We start from the raw sequence: 17,661 nt of genomic DNA, 5'->3' as shown, positions 1-17,661 counted from the left end.
CGTTAGATGCTTGCTGCTGATCGCCAGCGCCGAAGGGGCCGAGCGCAGGACAGCCTTTGCTATAATAATTAGGTCTGTCAGCATTTCGGCGTCGCCACTGCTGCGCCTGAAACGGCGTGGCGGATACCAACAACCGCGCGTGTGAGTAGTGAAAAGGAAAGCCGAGTTACCGTCCGCACAGAAATCGACCCAGGTGCGCAATGGTTATGTGTTGCGCGTTATCGCCTGCATGATCGTTTTGTGTCTGCACATCGCGATATTCAAATTTTCCGGCCACCCGCTGATGTGGGGGCTGATTGTCCTGCACACGCTGATTTACCCTCATCTGGCGTATTTTTTCTCCGAATCCAAGAAGCAAGAGCTGGATAACATACTGGTCGATTCTTTCGCCTATGGCGCCTGCGTTGCGCTGTGGGGATTCAATCCCTTGATCACACTGGCTTTTATCTGCGGCGCCTGGATGACCAACCTGGCCGCCGACGGAGCAATCTTCTTCTTCAAAGGCATCGTCGCCAATGTCACCGGCGCCCTGCTGACCGGGTTGATCACTGACTTCTATTTCCGTCCCAGCCTGGAGCTGACGCCCACCCTGATCGCCTCCGCCGGCCTGTTCGGCTACACCATGAGCCTGGGCATGCTGCTGCATCGCATCAACCTTAAACTGAATCAAACCAAGCTGCGCCTGCTGGAGCAGAAAGAGTCGCTGATCGACATCAGCTCCCTGGCTCATGCGGTGAACACCCACCTCGAACTGGACCTGATCATGGGCCGGGTCATGCAGGCTCTACGCCGTATCCAGCCTTTCGAGCAGGTTTACATCACGCTGTTTGAAAACAATCTGGAGCGTCTGGTGCTGGTGAAAAGCTATGGCGATGCACTGACGGCGCAGGAAGTCAAACAATCGGAGGGGTTCACTTTTTTCCTCCCCGAAGATGAGAACAGCATATTCGTCCGCCCATTAGTAAAAGACGAGCCGCTGTTTATTCCGCGGGTGCCTCCCCCTGACGCCACGACTTCGAAAGTGGACAAACGTCTCTACGACTTTCGCGCGCCTATTTCCATCGCCTATTTTCCTCTGCATGTAGATAACAAAGTCATTGGCGGCTTCGGCTTCGTCAATTACGTCCAACCCCTGGATCTGGACGCCGCCGCTATTGAATCTATCGCCGAGTATCTGGTGCAGGTCGGCACTGCCGTACGCAACGCGCAGCTTTTTGAGCAGGCCCGACAGGCCAAAGAGCAGGCGCTCAACGCCCAACGCGCGGCGGAGGTGTCCGAAGCCGCCAAAAGTCGCTTCCTCGCCAATATGAGCCACGAGATACGCACCCCCATGACGGCGATTCTCGGCTACTCGGAATCGCTGCGGGAGAGCAACCTGAGTCGTGAAGAGCGCAACCAGTTTATCGACATCATCGTGCGCAGCGGCCGTCACCTGCTCACTATCATCAATGACATTCTCGACCTTTCGAAAATCGAGGCGGAGAAGATCGAAATCGAACATATGCAGATCTCACTGCCGAACTTGATTGAAGATTTGCGTTCCCATATCGGCTTGCGCGCACATGAAAAAGGTCTAACTCTGGACATCACACCCAAATTGCCGCTGCCCGCGCACTTCGAGTCAGATCCCACACGCCTCAAGCAGATTTTGTTCAACCTGGGCGCCAACGCCACCAAGTTCACCCACAAGGGAAGCATTCACTTCGGCGTCAGTTATGAGAAGGACGCCAATCTGCTGCGCTTCACCGTCACGGATACGGGTATAGGATTGGGTCCGGGCGAGTTGAAGAAAATCTTCGAGCCCTTCGTGCAGGCGGACAGTTCCACCACTCGCCAGTATGGAGGCACCGGGCTAGGACTCTATATCTCCCGACAGTTGGCTCACATGCTCGGCGGTGAATTGACGGTGGACAGCTCCCAAGGCGAAGGCAGCCGCTTCAGCGTCACCATCAGCGCCGGCGACTTAAGCCAGACGCCATGGATAAACAGCCTGGAGGAATTCGAGAAAGCGCGTCTGCGCCTGGAACTGAACGGCGCCGCATGGAGCGCCCCTCGTCTGCGCGGAAAAGTGCTGCTGGCGGAAGACAATCTCGACAACCAGACGCTGTTTCATCGCTTTCTGGTGGAAGCCGGCCTCAGCGTCACCCTGGCGAGCAACGGCAAACAGGCGGTGGAAGCCGCATCCGCATCCCGCTTCGATCTAATCCTGCTGGATATCCAAATGCCGGAAATGGGCGGGGATGAGGCTATTCTGCATTTACGGGAAATCAGCCAGACGCCGCCAGTAATCGCACTGACCGCCAATGTCATGCGTCATCAGTTGGATGAATACCGGCAGTTGGGCTTTATCGACTTCATCGCCAAGCCGGTCGACCGCCTGCATTTTTATCAAAAACTGCGGCTTTACCTGCCAACGGTGCCGGAAGACCTCACCGGCCGTATCCTTGTAGCGGAAGACAACGACGTCAACCGCCTGCTGTTCAAACGTCAGATCGAGCGTATCGGCCCCGCCTTGACCGTGGTGACCGTCGAGAATGGTCAGGAAGCGCTGGAGGCGGCGCTGGCGGAAAGTTTTGACCTGATCCTGATGGACATCCAAATGCCGGTCATGGATGGTTTGGAGGCCCTACGCGCCTTGCGCGCCCAGGGATACTCGCAACCGGTTTACATCATTTCCGGCAACACCGAACCCGCCGACATCGCTACTTACATGGAATCCGGCGCGCAAGGATATCTCGGCAAACCTCTGGACCGGAATCAGCTCGACCAGCTCCTGCAGGAGCTGCTCGGACACTGCGCGGTCACCGCCCCCCAAGCCTGATATTCGCTCAACAATCATTCACTCTTCCGCCAACATTCAGCGTTTTGTCATAAAACTGCAACAAACGGGCGGCATCCCGTCATAAATAGCAAAAGTCCTCTTATATGCTATTACTTTATAGATACATACCACTCTTAGTTCTCATCCGTTCCGGAGTCAATCATGCAATGGTTATCCAGAAGTTTGTTTAATCAACTGTTAGCAGTCGTCACTTTAAGCGGGCTGTTAACGCTGGCCGCAGGCATTTTCAGCGCCATCTCCAACGAGCGCCGCATCAGCGAACTGGAATTGTCTCTGGCCAGAAATGGAGATCTTCAGCAGAAAGCAAATGAGTCCGTGACCTTGTTTAAAATACAAGTCCAGGAGTGGAAGAACGTGTTGCTGCGCGGCGGTAACCCAGACAATCTGAAAAAATACTGGGACCGCTTCGTGGAAACGGAAACCAAAGTGCAGGAAAAGGTCTCAGGAATCCGGCCGCTGCTGCCGGAAGAGTCAATGAAGTCGACGCTGGATCAGTTTATTAACCGACATAAAATCATGGGACAAGCCTACCGCGAAGGTTTGGAGGTATTCAAAAATACAGGCTTCAATTCCCAGGCTGGCGACAATGCAGTCTCCGGTATCGACAGAGAGCCCACCAAACTATTACAAGATCTGGCGGACAGCCTCAAGGCGCATGTCGCTGAGTCTTACAAGAGCGCTCATGTCGAGTTCAGCGAAAGTTTCGCTTTTTGGAGTATCGTTCTCGCCATCGTGACTCTGACGTCGGCGATTATCGTATTATCCCTTATCAATGTGCGTATCGTACGCCCTACCCGCAACATCATTGATAAAGTCACCAAGCTTAGCCACGGAGAGATGGGACACGACTTCTCTTCAGAACGCAAAGATGAATTGGGGCGGCTCTCGAATGCCGCCGCAGAACTACAGAAATTCCTTAACGACTTCGCCGCCGCCATGGATAAAACAGCGGAAGACCTTAATGAAAACATCATCATCATTACTCGCGCCGCAGATGATATTGTTAACTGCTCACAGGATTCCAACGGCCGCACCATTCATGTCGCCACCGCCATGCAGGAGATGACCGCCGCCTCTCAGCAAGTCGCCCAAAACGCCAGCAACGCGGCGGAAGTGGCCCATGACACGGATATCGCAGCGAAAGACGGCATGGAGGCGATGAAGCGCGCCAACGACGCGATCAAGCGTCTGGCGCAACAGGTGTCGAGCAGCTCGGAAACCGTCAAGAAGCTGGCGGAGGACACCAAAAACGTGGGCACCGTGCTGAATGTCATCCGCGGCATCGCCGAGCAAACCAACCTGCTCGCTCTGAACGCAGCCATTGAGGCCGCCCGCGCTGGCGAACAGGGGCGCGGCTTCGCGGTGGTGGCGGATGAAGTACGCTCGCTGGCGCAGAAAACCCAAAACTCCACAGCGGAAATAGAGTCCATCATCGACAGCGTGCAAAACGGCGCCAAAAACACGGTATCCGTTATGGAAGCCAGCAATCGCATCACCGATGAGTGCAGCGGTTATTTCGCCAGCGCGTCAGAAAAACTTTCTTCCATCAGCGAAGCCATCGCCAAAGTGAACGCCTTGAATACGGAAGTGGCTACCGCGTCCGACGAGCAGTTGTCAGTATCTGAGGATATCGCCAAGAACCTGGAGGAAGTGTCGGAACTGACTGACGAGTCCGCACGCAATGCGACATCCGCCAAGGATAAAATCGGTCGCCTGAGCCATCTCGCTCATCGCGCGTCAGAGCTGTCTTCCCGCCTGCGTCGCTGAGTCCGGGCTCTCTAGAATTGAATGCGTAAGCCAGGGAAGATTTGCGGCGTACTTTCTTCAGGGCAAAAAAAACCCTCTTAACATAACGCTAAGAGGGGTATTCACCGCCAATGAATTTAACCGTGTTTCTTGGATTTCATGCCTCGATAGAGGATGATCGCCAAGAGCGCTATACCATAGAGAGCCAACGTCGCAGGCTCGGGAACAGTTACTATCGGAGGCATACTTCATTCTCCCAACTGTTTGTATAACACTATTGCCCCTTATACTGCACACCTGGGGCCATAAAAATAAAAACAGAAAAATATCAAACACTTAACTTCACAAAAAAGAAAGGTGAACCACGTCACATGAGAATTTCGAGAAAAAAAGTCGCGGATGAGCCATCAACTGTAAAAATTGCTGACTAGAGGTAACCGCTTGGTCAGCTTTAAATCACTTTTTCACTTGAATTTGTCTTCTCCCCCTCCGCCGCGCCAGACAACAGCGTAAGCCTATCGGCCTAGCCCTGCGAACAAAGCCAGCTTGTTAGCAGCCTTTTGTCCTATGCCCGAAATACGCGTAAAAAAAATGGACGCTTGGCGTCCACTCTCAGGTTGTATAGATGTTTGGCCGTCATTTATCCCGACAGGGATTAGGCCTTTACCAGCCAACCATACGAATCCTCTCCCTAATGGGATAGTCATTTCCCGCAGCGTCCTGCATGCGGAAGTGTAGCGACTGCAGATCCAGTCCGACATTTCTGCGCACGACAAAGTGCAAATGCGGCCCAGTGGAAAAGCCAGTGCTGCCGGAACGCGCCAGCGCCTGTCCGCGCTCCACCCGGTCACCGGGGCGCACCTGTAAACTGCCCTGTAAAATATGTGCGTACATACCTGTAGTGCCATCGTCGTGCAGCAGCATGACAAAGTTGGCTTTATCCAGGAAATAGGCGAAAGCGGCGCTGCCGATGCTGTAGTTCTCCTCCACCGCCATCACCACGCCTCCCCGGGCGGCATGGATATAGCTGCCGACAGGCATGGCGATATCCACGGCATAGGTATTGGGCTCTTCTTTATGAGAAAACTGGCCGTTAAAGCCCTGGGAAATCATGTAAGACTCACCGCTGGCGAATGGCGGCGAATAGATAACGTTGTAATCTGGTTTAGCCTCGGGATCGCCGGGAATATAGTAATACTGGTAATCAACCTGTCCCTGAATCTTGAAATAACGGGTGGCCTCGGCATCCACCAAGATACTGTCCCGCTTGTATTCGCCCTTGTCCCGCACCTGCAGCAGGAACTGCACAGGCCCCCGCCATGGGTTCGTGGCCGTCAGAATCGTGACGTTTTCCTCCACTTTGGATGTGATAACAGGCTTATCCTGGGAGTCGCGGGAAGAGGTCAGCTTCACCTGTTCATGCTTACCCTGCTGGGGCGCTTTATCGGTGAAATGCCAACGCCCGCTGGCGTCCTGATACTTGTAGACGGTCTGCGCCGCACTGGAAAAAGCGCACAGACAGACTGCCGCCAGGGAAAAGTAACGAAGGAATTTCAAAGGCGCGGGACTCCTGGTAAATAACGACGTCTAGACACATGACAGCTTGAGCTGAACATCCTTAGGAAATATACCAATCCTGGGCTTTTCCGTCCGCTACCTTGTTCACTTTCGTGCTAAGCTCATTGAAGACGGCGCCGCTTTGCGCCCGTTATTCAGCGGGAATTCGGGAACCGTCATTTTTTGTTAAATCAGGACCTTCGATGTTTCAGGATGTCAATTCATTGCTTATCCGGGCGCTTTATATTGGCGACCAGATAGATGTTCGTCAGTTGGAAAAAGTAAAAGCCTGCGCACGTAACCCACTTACTCTGATGGTGGAGCAGGAAGCCGCCTACGTAACCATATTCCGTTATGGCGTAGTGGTGATGTTCAACGTCAAACCTCAGGACGAGGCGGCATTGATGCGTGAGATCATGCTGCACACCAAACGCCCGCTGGACAAGCCCGTCGTGGAAGAATCGGAGCTCACTATCACTACCACGCCGTCCGACACCGTCGCCGACAACATCATCAGCGTGTTCGCGCCCACCGTGGAGAAGCTACAGATCATTGCCGACGTGATGGCGAAATCCGTGATCCTGGAATTCTATGAGCTGGAAGAGAGTCGCAACCTGGAACGTATCAGCCCGCTTGCGGAATTTCTGCACTCTCAAGGCCGCACCGGCGCCAAGACGCAGGAGCTACTGAAGCAAATCGGTAAGGTGCTGCTGAATCAGCAAATTATGGTGGGCCGCGTCGAAGTGGGCGAAAAGCCGGATCTGCTTTGGGATTTCCCCGAGCTGGAGCGTTTCTACCTGCGCCTGTCCGATGAGTTTGAAATACGGGAGCGGGACAAGGCGCTGGAGCGGAAGATGGAAATCATTTCCCGCACCTCGCAAACTGTGCTCGATATTATCACCGCCAAGCGCAGTCTGCGGGTAGAGTGGTATATCGTCATCCTGATCGTCTTTGAGATACTGCTGACGCTCTACGAGATGTTTTTCACTCATTGATTCGCCGAATGCGGGGCCTCCAGGCCCCGCGTCTCAATCCGTCATTCTGACGTCGCCTTCATACTGCAACAGGTGCATGCTGTACATGTCGTCCTCCGCCAGCCATACCCGACGCGACAGCCAACCCGCCGACGCCGCCAGGTCCTGGAAACACTCCACAGTGTACTTGTGAGAGTTTTCCGTATGGATGGTTTCGTCTTTCGACAAGTGAAAGTACTTGCCGCCGACAGCAATAAACTGATCGCACAAACTGCGCAAGTGCATCTCTATGCGACTCTTCGCTTCATTAAAGCGGGCTTCATGGGCAAACTGCTCCAGAGTCAGCTCCGCGCCCAGCTCCTGCCGCATGCGGCGCAACAGATTGAGATTGAACTCCCGCGTCACGCCACTGGCGTCATCGTAGGCGCGCAACAGAATGCGCCGGTCTTTCAGGGTATCCACGCCAACCAGCAGATAGCCGCCTTCCCCTAGCGTACGCCCCACACGATAGAGGAAGCGTCGTGCGTCCTTCGCCTCCAGATTGCCAATGGTGGAGCCAGGAAAGAAGCCCATGCGAGGCCCCGTGGCGTCCGGCAACGGTTGCGCTTCCATAAAGTCGCCCACTACCGGCGTCACCCTCAAAGCAGGATAACGCTGGCTCAGGTTTCTAACGCTCTCCAACAAAAAGGTTTCAGACACGTCTATGGCGACGAACCCATCGACCTGGGGATGCGCATCCAGCAATCGCTGCACCTTCTCACAGTTGCCGCAACCAAACTCTACAATCTGTCCGATATGCGGGAGTCTCTGCGCCATTTCCCGGGCCACGTAATCGATCATGCCCATTTCCGTGCGAGTCAGATAATACTCATCCACATCGCATATCTGCTCGAACAGCACCGAGCCGCGCTGGTCGTAAAAATACTTGCACGGCAGCGTTTTCGGCCAACCGGACAGGCCTTGCACCACATCCGCTAAAAACGCCTCATCAATAACTTCGTCTTCACATAGTTCCTTAATGATTGGTTCAATCATCTCTCGCCAACCTCACTCCTGTCGCCTGCCAACGTTGATGGGGATAAAAGAAATTGCGATAGCTGGCCCGCAACAACCGCCGCGGAGAGGTAAAGGCGCCCCCGCGCAACACAAACTGACCACACATGAACTTGCCGTTATATTCTCCCAGGGCTCCATCCAAAGGTTTGAAGCCTGGGTAGGAAGAATAGGCGCTCTGCGTCCATTCCCACACATTGCCGAACATATCCGCCAGCGCCTGCCCCTGCTGTGACCGGCTGACAGAGGGGGTCCAGCGCCCTTGTTCCATAAAGTGACCAGGCAAAACGCCGCCTGACTCCCCTTCTTTGGCTATGCCCGCCAGGAAACTGCGAGCGGCGATTTCCCATTCCGCTTCACTGGGTAAACGCGCCTGAGCCCAGCGGGCGTAGGCGTCCGCCTCGAAATAGTTCACATGACACACGGGCTCATCCGGATTGAGAGGCGTTAAACCATGGGGGGTAAATCGCAGCCAACCGCCGTCACGTTGGATCCAATAAAGGGGAGCGCGCCAGTCTTCCTGCAATCGCGCCGCCCAACCGTCGGAAAGCCACAGTTTAGGGTCTGCATAGCCGCCGGCGTCCATAAAGGCCAGCCATTCGCCATTGGTCACGGTTCTGGAGGCGAGACGAAAAGGCTCCTGAAACACCTTATGACGAGGACCTTCGCAGTCATAGCTGAAGCCCTTACTATGGGCGCCGATTTCAAACAGGCCGCCATCGCTGTCGAACCATTCCAGTTGCGCGGCGGAGCTGGATTCGGTGGTGGATGCAAGCGGCGGCTTCCAGGCGGGATAGGCGGGATTGAAACTGAGAGCATGCAGCATGTCGGTGATCATGAGTTCCTGATGCTGCATCTCATGATGCAAGCCCAGTTCCACCCGCTGCAGTAATTGCGGGTCCGGGTCAGGCTTGCTCAACAGAGCGAGGATGTGGCGATCGACATGCTTACGATACGCCAGCGCCTCTTCCAGAGAAGGCCGGCTCAGCATGCCTCGTCGAGCCCGGGGATGCCTCTCCCCCAATGCTTCGTAATAAGAGTTGAAGTAATAGCGAAAGCCTTCGTTCATACGCTCATAACCGCTCATGAACGGGGCGAGAATCAATTCTTCGAAAAACCAGCTTGTATGGGCGAGATGCCACTTGATAGGACTGGCGTCGTTCATGGACTGCAGCAGCATGTCCTCAACACTTAATCCCTGGATCAGCTCATGGGAGGCGTCTCTGACAGCTGAAAAAAATTCGGCCAGAGTCTCCTTCGTCACCGCCATAGGTTCTATTCCTTGTTCTTGATGGGGTTTGACGTAGGCTGCCCGAACGGCGGATCAGAAGACGGCTGGCGCCGCCCGGTTCACGGCGGAAGTTCGGGTACTGCGAGCTCTCACATCACCATAGCAGACAAATTTCACAAATGCCTGATCAATTAATACTCTCCTGCGCGGCTGTCACATTGGCCGCCAAAGCCCGTGGGGCCGGGCTTACAGGCGCGGACGCCTTGGAAATTCAATACGTCCGGCAGGCGCCAAACCATCCGCTTTCGTTACCCTGATCGCCCATTTATGCCTGCACAATCTTAGAAATAGATCTTTTTATAGCCAATAAGTCTAATAATAGATCAAAAAACAACCTAAGCTTAAAATAGGTTCTTGTGGCCATTTCCTCGTAGTCCAAGCAGTAAGAGGTAGCAGGCTATGAAAGTACGCGCAGGCGAAGCCGACCGTTCCTGGTTCCGTAGTGAGCGATTCATCCATACTTCCGACGGATGGTATTTCATGACCCGGGAAAACACTCAGGAAGGTCCTTACCGATCCATCACCGAAGCTGAAAACGAACTGGCCATGTACATTCGCCTGACAAATCAGGTAGACCAGTTCTCCAACGTTTGAGCCGGACTTCCACGCCCCTACCCCAACATCCTGCCGCGCCAGTGTGACAGAATCATGTTCCTGGCCCGGCCATTGCAGCGCGGGTATCATTTTGCCGCCGGATCGCCAATAATCTGCACCATGATCATGTCGGCGCGAGGCCGGCCTCCGCGCGAATAGATACCTACCGGAATTGCCCAATGCCTGCTTACTTACAATGGATTCTTATTTTGGTCGGTCTGGCCGCTTGTCTGTTTCTGGGATTTTTCATCCGTCGCCAGCTCCGTATTCTGCAAGAACATCGTCAACTGGAAGCGGAGCAGCAAACCCGCACTGAGGCGAATCGCGCCCACGCCATCGAGAGCATCACTGTACTGGCCCGCTGCATCCTGTCTGATCAGGTAGAGTTGTCCGAAGGCAGCATCCGCATCAAGGTATTGCTGGACGCTGTCGACCCCAGCCTGCATGAACAGGAGCCCTACGCCATCTTCAGCAAGATCTATAGAGAAACTGAGCACATGCCTACTCATGGCGCCCGCAAGCAGGTGGACAAACGCTTTCTATTTAAGCTGGACAAACAACGCTGGGATCTGGAGGAGAAATATCGGGAGCAGATTATTGATGCTTCCAAAGCGATTTTGGAGCATTCGTTCTGAGAACAGGCGGCTGTCTAGTCCTTTAATAAAAGCCCCGCAGAACGGGGCAAAAGGACTAAAGTCTCTGGGGTTTACACAAAAAATCAATTCCAGAGCTTCGGAGGAACCACGCCTCGGGACACAAGTTCTTTGATCAGTTCCGGTTCCAGCTCATGCGCGAACTTCCGGAAATATTTCTGGATGATGATGTCTGATGACTGCGATGACTTGGTAATAAGCTCCATGCGCGAACTTTCTTCAGAAAGCCGGTACCGCTCACCGAATCTACGGCGGAACTGATACTCCAACTGCTGCAAGTGATAAATGCTGGCTTGATTGAAAATAAGCGCGCCCATGACAGCCCTCCTGTCGGTAAAGTTTATTAAGCGCCTTCGGTACAGGGTTGTGACGTCCGTCCGACGGCCTTGACTGGCGGGCCTTAGGAGCGGATCGGTTGGTTAATGGTTCTTAAAGAGCTTACAAATTAACTATAGACACAGTTTTGAAATAATGTGAAACCTATCACATTATTTTTTAATTCCCGCTTACTTAAGGTAACAAGCGTAGGAAAACCAATCCTGCGCAACGGATCAGCTGCGCGTGGCCTCTGACAAGTTGTCCGCCAGGTTCTTCATATCCTCGGACATACTGAGCAATTCCTGCAGCACGTCCTCGGCGCGCTCACGCGTCAGACCGAGTTCGTCCCATAAAGACTGGGGCGCAGGCTGGGCAGGGCCTTCGCCGATGCCGTGCTTGCGCAATAACTGCGTGGCGACGAACAGCAGGGCGCTGTATACCGAGTAATCGCCACTGTAGTAAGGATTTTTCTGGTAACGCAGAGCGACGCTGACTTCTTCCGGCATGTTCCACATTTCCATCAACTTGCCGCCCATCTGTTCGCGAGTGATGCCCAGCAGAAATTGTTCGCAATTCTCGGAGTCAACATGGCGGTTGGCTTCGCTATAGCGGCAAATCAGTGAGAAGTGTGGCGGAAAGACATGCGCCAGCACCAGATAGCCAAAGTTGTGCAATAGCCCAACCAGGTACGCCAGCCCAAATTCTGGACGGCGCTCCTTGGGAATCGCCGTAGTGAGAGCGCCGCATAGGGTGGCTGTCCATACTGACTGTTCCCAGTAAGGAGTAAAACCATCGCCGCGTTCCTCCGGCACCTCCAGTGTTCTCCCCAGCGCCAGCCCCATGGACAGATTCATAACCAGATCAAACCCCAGCACCCGCACGATAGCGTCATGCACAGAGCGGATCTTGCCCGGTGCGGCGTAAAACGAGGAGCTGGCCCAACTGACCACCTGAGCGGACAGGCTGGGGTCGGTCTCCACGATATCCGCCAGCTCGGAAATGCCGGCTTCCGGGTCCACGCGCAGTTTGATGATGCGTTGGGCGGTTTCCGGCAACGGCGGCATTTCCAGCGTATCCTCCAAACGGCGTTGAATACGCAGACTGGTGAAGCTGGAAATGGCCTTATTGATCTGATCCATGTCTTTCGCCGGTTGATTGTGGTTAACGGCGATTTCAGGCAGACGCACGCTGATCTGCATGATCTTGACTGCGCCCATAGCGGCTTCAAATAAGCGCCGGCTCATGCACAGGTATTTGCCTTCTTCCGAGGACGGCAGATAAATCTCTTCGAATGCGCTCAAGCGGACGTCAATCACCGCTTCGCAGCCGGTTAAATCCGGCAGCGCCGGCGCCTCATACCATTGCAGGCGCTTGCGCAGCTCATCCAGCTCCGCCAGGGGCAGCGCCCGCAAGTTGCGGCCGACGCCCTCATTGAGACGATCCAGATCGAGGATAGTGCTTTCCGGTATCACCGCTTGCAGAACGCCGGCCTCGTCGTGCAGCATAATCGCCCGCACTCTCGCTTCCGTCGGCGCGTCTTTGCCCGTTACCTCCCGCACCTTGGCGGCGTCTTCCGCCAAGTCGCCCCTTTGAGTGCTGTAGTCCTCTAATAAACGCGCAACAGCTGCTGGAACGGCCATATCTCTTATCGCCTCGTATGGGAGAAATAAAATAAACCGGCTTCTAATATCAGGGGGATTTTTCATCATTACTTTAATTGTAGCTTAGCAGGTTTCGGGGGTTCTGCTGGCTTAGGGTATCTTTTGTAATGATTGGTAAGGGATTGCTACGCGCCGCTCAGACCTTGCCGTATAACGCGCGCTGGCCGATCCAGCGGCGGATGAGGGCTTCCGTTACGTCCGTCTGATCAATGACGTTCAGGGCCATTTCCTTCACCACCGGCAACCATTGACGATCCCGTTGCAGATCGGCGATACGGAACTGAATCAAACCGGTTTGACGGGTGCCGAGAACTTCCCCCGGCCCGCGAATCTCCAGGTCCTTCTCCGCGATGACAAAACCATCGTTGCTGTCCCGCATGACCTGCATGCGCGCTTTGCCCGCCAGAGACAGCGGCGGATGGTACATCAGCACACAGTAACTTTCGTGACTGCCGCGCCCAACCCGACCGCGCAACTGGTGCAATTGCGCCAGCCCTAGGCGCTCAGGGTTTTCGATGATCATCAGGCTCGCGTTGGGTACGTCCACGCCGACTTCGATGACAGTGGTGGCCACCAACAAGTGCAGCCGATTGTTCTTGAAGTCGTCCATGACGGCGGTTTTCTCCGCCGCCTTCATGCGGCCGTGCACCAGCCCTACGCGCAAATCCGGCAAGGCTTCAGCCAGACTCGCCGCCGCCGCTTCGGCAGCCTGACACTGCAACACTTCGGATTCTTCAATCAGGGTGCACACCCAATAAGCCTGACGTCCTTCCAGACAGACTTTACGCACCCGCTCCACCACATCGTCCCGTTTGATGTCGGGTATGACCGCCGTCACCACTGGCGTGCGCCCTGGCGGCAACTCATCAATTACGGAGGTATCCAGATCCGCGTAGGCGCTCATCGCCAAAGTACGGGGAATCGGCGTCGCAGTCATGATCAGCTGATGGGGCGCCTGCCCGGAACGAGCGCCTTTTTCCCGCAGCGAGAGCCGCTGATGCACGCCAAAGCGATGTTGTTCGTCGATAATAGCGAGACCAAGTCGGGCGAACTCGACTTGATCCTGAAACAGCGCATGGGTGCCGATAGCCAATTGCGCTGCGCCGGATGAAATCGCATCCAGCACTTTTTGCCGCTCACTGGCCTTAAGCTTGCCGTTAAGCCACACCACACTGACGCCCAGAGGCTCCAGCCACTGACTCAGTGTCTTGAAATGCTGTTCCGACAGTATTTCCGTCGGCGCCATCAACGCCGCCTGATGACCGGCTTCAATGGCGAACAATGCTGACGCCGCCGCCACAACGGTTTTGCCGGAGCCGACGTCTCCCTGCACCAGACGCAGCATCGGGACCATGGCCCGCACATCCTGCTCAATCTCCCCAATGACGCGCTTCTGCGCCCCGGTCAGAGCAAAGGGCAGTTGTTCGATAAAACGCTGCTGCAAGGGGCCGGCTTGCAAAGCTGGGGCCGGTTGAGACTGCACTTCCTGCCGCAATTGCAAGAGACTGAGATGGTGCGCCAGCAGCTCTTCCGCCACCAGACGCTGTTGATTGGGATGCCGGCTTTCCGCCAGCGCCGCTACGTTGGCGCCCACCGGTGGGTGATGCAGGTAATCCAATGCGGCATTCAGTTCCGGCATCTGATAATGACTGCGTAATTCCTGGGGCAGCCAGTCTTTGATGGGGTAGCGGCGCATCAACATCAGCGCCTGCTGGCACAGGTCACGCAAACGCTTTTGCAGCAGCCCTTCTGTGGTCGGATAAATGGGCGTGAGACGCTGCTCCATTTCCGCCGGCTTTAGCTCATCCACCTGCGTGGTTTCGGGATGGTACATTTCCAGCCCGCTACGGCCGAGGCGCGCTTCGCCATAACACAGAAACTTGCGACCGGGGCTGAAGCGATTCTTCTGCTGCGCGGTGAAATAATAAAAGCGCAGACCCAGCTCGCCGCTGTCGTCGCGCACTCGCACCAGCAGGCTGCGTTTGCGTCCCAATTCGACTCTGGCGTCCACCACCGTCGCTTCGACTTGCGCAGGCATACCCACCCTCACCTGGGCGACTGGCGTTACCCGGGTGCGGTCTTCATAGCGTAGGGGCAAGTGGAACAGCAGGTCCTGCACCGTATGCAGGCCCAGCTTCGCCAGCTTTTCCGCCAAGGCCGGCCCAACGCCCTTTAATTCCGTTAACGGCTGTTCAATAGACACGCTCAGGAGATCCTTTTCCGACTTTAACTGGCGCGCTTCTCAACCACCCTGCACTGTCCCGCCGCCAACGCCACCATATCGATCGCTTTCGGGCGCGGGAAGGTGACGCGCCAGGCCAGGCCCACCGTGCGATAGGGCGCCGGAGATTTGAACGGCCGCGTCGTCAGCAAACCGCTGGCGTAGCGATCTTCGCGTACGGCGGACAACGGCAGAACGGTGATGCCAAGGCCGGAAGCGACCATGTGGCGGATGGTTTCCAGCGAACTGCCTTCCGTGATGATGTGCGCTGGCCGGTCGCTGCGGGGCGGTTCTTTCCCCATACGGTTAAACAGTTCCGGGCAGGCGTCCAGCACCTGATCGCGGAAGCAGTGTCCCGGGCCCAACAACAGCAAGTCGTGGGCGGGCAGCATTTCGCTGTCGATTTCGTCGTATTGGGACAGCGGATGATCTTCCGGCATCAACACGACGAAGGGTTCGTCATACAGCGGCAGGGTCACAACTTCCGGCTCATTGAACGGCAGCGCCACGATAATGGCGTCCAGTTCCGAATGGCGCAACTTCTCCCGCAATACGGCGGTGTAGTTCTCTTCTATATATAGCGGCATTTGCGGCGCAGCCCGGTGCAACTCAGGCATCAGATGGGGAAACAGGTAAGGCCCGATAGTGTATATGGCGCCGACGCGCAACGGCTGGGACAGCTGGTCTTTGCCCGCCTGCGCGATATCCTTGATGACGCTGACCTGGTCCAGCACGCGCAGCGCCTGCTCCACCACACGCTTGCCAGTGTCTGTGACGGTGATATGGCTCTTGCTGCGCTCAAACAAGGTGACGCCCAGCTCATCCTCCAGTTTTTTCACCGCCACGCTCAAGGTGGGCTGACTGACGAAACAGCGTTCAGCAGCGCGGCCGAAATGCTTCTCTTCAGCCAGAGTGACAATGTAACGCAATTCAGTCAGAGTCATGTGTTTCTCACTATGTTGTTTTCCATCCGTTAAGCGCCCAGTCATCTTTCCGGACGACGACTTACCGGCTCAAATCTTTTTATGGACAGTCTCTGGGATCAGGAGTTCCTGTTTTCACCCAGGAAAAGCATTTCAGAACGCCAGGGAATACTCTACCCTGCATCACTGGTTTTCCAGGGTTCCGAATGCGCCAATCTATACGCCCGGCGCGCCGGTTCAGAAACCGCCTCCAGACTTGGCTTAATAGTCTGACCATATTGAACTTTTCGACTTAATAGCCAAGAGCTAGCATAAGCCTGATTGGAGATAGACGCAATGCATCAACCACGCCTGCTGCTGCTGGGTTTCGGGGCGCTGAATCGCCAGGCGGCGGCGCGCCTGCATGACCGTTTTGACATCCTCGCGGTATCGCGCACGCCGCAACAACCGGAGGGCGTCGCTCATTATGCGCTGGATCTGGAGCGAGATGCTTTGGACGCCCTGCCCAACGATATCGACGTCGCCATTTATTGTCTCACGCCGTCCGCCTTTACGCCGGAAGGCTACGAAGCCGCCTACGTGAAGAGTCTGCAACGGGTGATGGAGCGCCTGCGCAGCGGCTCAATCAAGCGATTGTTGTTTGTATCCTCCACCAGTGTATATGGCCAGGAAAACGATGAGTGGGTCGATGAAGACAGCGCCACAGAGCCTTCCAGCTTCTCTGGCGCCACACTGCTGCAGGCGGAGGCCTTGCTGGCGGACTCCGAGATCGCGACCACTGTCGTGCGCTTTTCCGGCATCTATGGCGCTGGCCGCACGCGCTTATTGCAGCAAGCGCTGGATGGACAGGTCGCCCTCGCAGGTCCCAGCGGTTATACCAATCGCATCCATGAACAGGACGCCGTGGGTGTGTTATGTCACTTAGTGGAACTCGCCGCCGATAAGCCGCTGCAACCTTGTTATCTTGCCAGCGACTGCGAGCCGGTGCGCATGCACGAAGTGGCGCAATGGATTCGAGAACAAGCTTGCTCCCGCATGGCGTGCGCACCGGAAGCCGCTCCCGCGCAGCAAAAGCGCCGCGCAGGCAGTAAACGCTGCGCCAGCCAACGGCTGTTGGCCAGTGGTTTTCACTTCAGCTATCCCACATTTCGAGAAGGCTATGGAGAAATGATAGAGACTTATATTTCCCAGAATAGTCAGGCGAATATAAAAGAGTGAACCTCAGGAGCTAGCGGGGCAAGCTTCCCGGTCCGGAGCCGGACCGGGGAGAAGAAATCAGCGGATCAGGATGTCACCATGATGCCGTCCATTTCCACCAATGAGCCTTTCGGCAACTGGGAAATGCCAATGGCGGCGCGAGCCGGATAAGGCTCCTTGAAGTAAGTCGCCATGATTTCATTGACGGTAGCGAAGTTGCTCAGGTCAGTCAGATAGATATTCAGCTTGACGATATCGCCCAGATCGCCGCCAGCCGCCTGGCATACCGCGCGCAGGTTATCGAATACTTGTTTGGTCTGTTCAGCGAAGTCGCCGCTCACCAGTTCCATTGTTTGGGGATTCAATGGAATCTGACCAGACAGGTATACGGTTTGACCGGCTTTAACAGCCTGGGAATAGGTGCCGATCGCCTTAGGCGCATTTTCGGTCTGGATAACGGATTTATTAGTCATATCTGTTGCCTCATTATTCTCGTTCCGCCGCGGACAACGCCGCCTTGGGTATAGTTACCGCCGATACTGTGTTGAAAGAACGGCATCTTACCGGATTTCTCCGGTTTACGAATACTGTCAGACAGCATTCAGGAAACGGATCAGCTAGCAGGATGGAT

At 55.4% G+C, this 17,661-nt stretch carries 15 protein-coding genes; 6 read left to right on the top strand and 9 right to left on the bottom strand.

What is annotated here, in order from left to right:
• Positions 1 to 148 precede the first annotated feature (148 nt).
• Positions 149 to 2,821, top strand: a complete 2,673-nt coding sequence (locus O5O45_RS28775; protein ID WP_305902731.1) for a response regulator — start codon at positions 149 to 151, stop codon at positions 2,819 to 2,821.
• A gap of 162 nt (positions 2,822 to 2,983) precedes the next feature.
• Complete coding sequence (locus O5O45_RS28770) at positions 2,984 to 4,609, top strand: methyl-accepting chemotaxis protein (RefSeq protein WP_305902730.1); 1,626 nt, start codon at positions 2,984 to 2,986, stop codon at positions 4,607 to 4,609.
• 116 nt (positions 4,610 to 4,725) lie between these two features.
• Here O5O45_RS28770 and O5O45_RS32070 read toward each other — a convergent pair whose 3' ends face one another.
• The gene (locus tag O5O45_RS32070; protein ID WP_127973780.1) at positions 4,726 to 4,833 is read right to left on the bottom strand and encodes a PEP-CTERM sorting domain-containing protein; all 108 of its coding nucleotides are present in this window, start codon (positions 4,831 to 4,833) and stop codon (positions 4,726 to 4,728) included.
• Positions 4,834 to 5,251: 418 nt separating this feature from the next.
• The gene (locus O5O45_RS28765) at positions 5,252 to 6,145 is read right to left on the bottom strand and encodes a peptidoglycan DD-metalloendopeptidase family protein (RefSeq protein WP_305902729.1); all 894 of its coding nucleotides are present in this window, start codon (positions 6,143 to 6,145) and stop codon (positions 5,252 to 5,254) included.
• 203 nt (positions 6,146 to 6,348) lie between these two features.
• Between O5O45_RS28765 and O5O45_RS28760 the strand changes: the two genes are divergently transcribed.
• On the top strand, positions 6,349 to 7,140 hold the full coding sequence (locus O5O45_RS28760) for an RMD1 family protein (RefSeq protein ID WP_305902728.1): 792 nt from the start codon (positions 6,349 to 6,351) through the stop codon (positions 7,138 to 7,140).
• Between the two features lie 33 nt (positions 7,141 to 7,173).
• Here the strand turns inward: O5O45_RS28760 and egtD are convergent, their stop codons facing one another.
• Both egtD and egtB read right to left on the bottom strand, forming a co-directional pair.
• On the bottom strand, positions 7,174 to 8,154 hold the full coding sequence (gene egtD, locus O5O45_RS28755; RefSeq protein ID WP_305902727.1) for an L-histidine N(alpha)-methyltransferase: 981 nt from the start codon (positions 8,152 to 8,154) through the stop codon (positions 7,174 to 7,176).
• Positions 8,147 to 9,442, bottom strand: coding sequence for an ergothioneine biosynthesis protein EgtB (gene egtB, locus O5O45_RS28750; RefSeq protein ID WP_305902726.1), 1,296 nt, complete (start codon positions 9,440 to 9,442; stop codon positions 8,147 to 8,149). The genes egtD and egtB overlap by 8 nt, the downstream gene beginning before the upstream one ends.
• Positions 9,443 to 9,862: 420 nt before the next feature.
• Here egtB and O5O45_RS28745 point away from each other — a divergent pair, with 420 nt between their 5' ends.
• Positions 9,863 to 10,057, top strand: coding sequence for a DUF6316 family protein (locus O5O45_RS28745; protein ID WP_305902725.1), 195 nt, complete (start codon positions 9,863 to 9,865; stop codon positions 10,055 to 10,057).
• Between the two features lie 179 nt (positions 10,058 to 10,236).
• Positions 10,237 to 10,692 carry a DUF2489 domain-containing protein gene (locus tag O5O45_RS28740; RefSeq protein WP_305902724.1) on the top strand — a complete coding sequence of 152 codons (456 nt, stop codon included), beginning with the start codon at positions 10,237 to 10,239 and terminating at the stop codon, positions 10,690 to 10,692.
• An 83-nt stretch (positions 10,693 to 10,775) separates the two neighbouring features.
• On the opposite strand, the gene O5O45_RS28735 is transcribed toward O5O45_RS28740, so the two are convergent.
• The 4 genes from O5O45_RS28735 to O5O45_RS28720 form a co-directional block, all read right to left on the bottom strand.
• Positions 10,776 to 11,027 (bottom strand): hypothetical protein, encoded by a 252-nt coding sequence (locus O5O45_RS28735; RefSeq protein ID WP_011400010.1) that lies wholly within the window; start codon positions 11,025 to 11,027, stop codon positions 10,776 to 10,778.
• 234 nt (positions 11,028 to 11,261) lie between these two features.
• On the bottom strand, positions 11,262 to 12,668 hold the full coding sequence (locus tag O5O45_RS28730; protein ID WP_305902723.1) for an aminoacyl-tRNA deacylase and HDOD domain-containing protein: 1,407 nt from the start codon (positions 12,666 to 12,668) through the stop codon (positions 11,262 to 11,264).
• Positions 12,669 to 12,825: 157 nt separating this feature from the next.
• Positions 12,826 to 14,892: an ATP-dependent DNA helicase RecG gene (gene recG / locus O5O45_RS28725; protein WP_305902722.1), complete on the bottom strand. Its 2,067-nt coding sequence runs from the start codon at positions 14,890 to 14,892 to the stop codon at positions 12,826 to 12,828.
• Between the two features lie 23 nt (positions 14,893 to 14,915).
• Positions 14,916 to 15,854, bottom strand: a complete 939-nt coding sequence (locus tag O5O45_RS28720; protein WP_305902721.1) for a hydrogen peroxide-inducible genes activator — start codon at positions 15,852 to 15,854, stop codon at positions 14,916 to 14,918.
• Positions 15,855 to 16,169: 315 nt separating this feature from the next.
• On the opposite strand from O5O45_RS28720, the gene O5O45_RS28715 reads away from it, so the two are divergent.
• Positions 16,170 to 17,051 (top strand): sugar nucleotide-binding protein, encoded by an 882-nt coding sequence (locus O5O45_RS28715; RefSeq protein ID WP_305902720.1) that lies wholly within the window; start codon positions 16,170 to 16,172, stop codon positions 17,049 to 17,051.
• 65 nt (positions 17,052 to 17,116) lie between these two features.
• Here the strand turns inward: O5O45_RS28715 and O5O45_RS28710 are convergent, their stop codons facing one another.
• Positions 17,117 to 17,503: a RidA family protein gene (locus O5O45_RS28710; protein WP_305902719.1), complete on the bottom strand. Its 387-nt coding sequence runs from the start codon at positions 17,501 to 17,503 to the stop codon at positions 17,117 to 17,119.
• Positions 17,504 to 17,661 lie beyond the last annotated feature (158 nt).

This window comes from Hahella sp. HNIBRBA332, assembly GCF_030719035.1.
In the GTDB taxonomy this organism is placed as follows: domain Bacteria; phylum Pseudomonadota; class Gammaproteobacteria; order Pseudomonadales; family Oleiphilaceae; genus Hahella.
Note: the sequence above shows the minus strand (reverse complement) of the source record. Positions and strands in the feature narration are given on the sequence as shown.